Raw genomic sequence first — 1,865 nt, 5'->3', positions numbered from 1 at the left:
GGTTTTCAGGCAGCCTGCTCGTCTTCGTCGGTGTCCTCGTCGCGGCGGAACTGGATGACGTTGGACTGGCTGGCCGGGTCCGGGGTGCAGGTGCGGACGAGTTCGGAGATGTCCTCGTCGGTGGCGTATCCAGCACGGACCCGAACGGGACGGCGGGTGTACTTGTCCACGCGGAACCCGATACCGGCGTGCTCGTCATCAGCCGGGATCTCATCGGCCAGGGCACCCCGTTGGCGCATGCCCTCACCCAGGACCATGTCGGGGTGGTTCTCCGCCGTGGTGCGTAGGCACACCCGGCCGGTGAACAGGTCCCGAACCGGGACGATGTCCTTGGTGGGCTCCTGCACGTAGGCGCAGAGCCCGAACCCGGGGGCGCGGCCCTGGGTCATGACCTCGGCCATGAGCTTGATCGCCGCGCGGGTGGTGCCGGAGCTGCCGAGGGCGGTCATCATGGCCAGCTCGTCGATCATCAGCAGCCGGAACGGGGTTTCGCGGCTGACGGTGAAGTTCCGCAGGCCCTCGGCCGCCAGGTGGCGCTGGGTGGCCTTCATGTCGTCACGGAAGGCCTCGATGACCTTCAGACCCTCGTCGGGGTCATCGGCGTAGCGGTGGAAGAACTGCCGGTGGCTGCCGGCGGTCATGCCCCCCTTGAGGTCAAGGAAGTCCACCTGCACCAGGCCGTCGCGGATCGCCGGACCCATCGCCCGAAGCGGGTTCCAGATCAGCGAGTCCTTGCCCGAGCCGGTCGCGCCGCACACGAGCAGGTGCTTGCCGCCGATGAACGGTTCGGTCCAGTCGTTGCCGTGCTCGTCCTCGCCCATGTAGATCGCCGAGAGGTCCACGTCGGCGGCATCGGCGGGGATCTCCGCGGGGGCCACGATGTCGGTGAAGGGGTTGCCGCGGACCACGGTCAGCGCGATCACGCCGGGCTTGACCTTGGTGACCCCGAGCGCGTCGGCCCGCAGCGCCATCGCCAGCTCGTCCTGGGCGTCCTGGAACCGCTTGAACGACTGCCCGCGAAGCGGCTTGATGTAGAGGGTGTCGATCGACGGAGACGCCGAGCGGACCCGCAGGAGGCGGGGGACCTCGACGTGACCGGTGCGGCGATTCTCCCGCCCGAACTCGCAGTCGATCATCAGCCCACGCCAGCGTCTGCCGATGTAGCGGACCCAGCGTTGCCGGAACGCCCTCATCCACGGCGCGGCGTGGCGGTCGAAGGTCGCCGGGTGCCCGCGGTACCAAGACAGGCCCGCTGCGCCGACCCCGGCCAGGACACTGGCGGTGGTGACCGGGCCGAACTCAACCATGCTCGTGCCCAGCACGGCCGGGGCGGTGGTCATAGCGGGGTGACGGGCCATCCAGCCGGCCGCGCGCCACTCGATGCCCTTGCGGCGAGAGTCCTTGCCCATAAGTGATCAACTCCTGAAATGCCTTCAGCGGACACAAAAACGGGCTCGGCTACCGGAGATGGCAGCCGAGCCCGTCGGGGGTGAGGTGGTGCGTGTCGCCCCCTAGGTGGCCTTGATGTAGGGGGCGACGTCTTCGAGATCAACCTTGTAGTCGGCCACCTTGCGGGCCAACTCGTCGTGCTCCTTCTTGAACCCGGCCGTGCGGACCTGGAGTCCGGCCATCGCGTCGCGGAGCTTGGTCATGGCCTTGTCGATGTCCTCGATCACGGCATCGATCTGGTGCCTGCGCGCCATCGTTAGACCCTCCATCCACGCGAGACGAGTTCCTTTTCCCACTTGACCGTGGAGCCGTGCAGCGTGTTGAGCTGCTCCACCGCCCCGTAGTGCGCGGCCTCCACCTCTTCAGTGGAGGGCACCTGCCAGCCGACGTCCTCTCGCGAGGGCTCCGCGATGTTC

General features: G+C 68.0%; 2 protein-coding genes. Both read right to left on the bottom strand.

All coding sequences use genetic code 11. From position 1 onward, the window contains the following. Positions 1–5: 5 nt before the first annotated feature. Positions 6–1,409, bottom strand: a complete 1,404-nt coding sequence (locus OU415_RS38130) for a cell division protein FtsK (protein ID WP_270954676.1) — start codon at positions 1,407–1,409, stop codon at positions 6–8. Between the two features lie 102 nt (positions 1,410–1,511). Continuing rightward, positions 1,512–1,703 carry a hypothetical protein gene (locus tag OU415_RS38125; RefSeq protein WP_270954674.1) on the bottom strand — a complete coding sequence of 64 codons (192 nt, stop codon included), beginning with the start codon at positions 1,701–1,703 and terminating at the stop codon, positions 1,512–1,514. Between the last annotated feature and the right edge of the window lie 162 nt (positions 1,704–1,865).

It is taken from the genome of Saccharopolyspora oryzae, from assembly GCF_027853915.1.
In the GTDB taxonomy this organism is placed as follows: Bacteria; Actinomycetota; Actinomycetes; order Mycobacteriales; family Pseudonocardiaceae; genus Saccharopolyspora; species Saccharopolyspora oryzae.
This window is presented reverse-complemented; position numbering and strand designations above follow the sequence as displayed.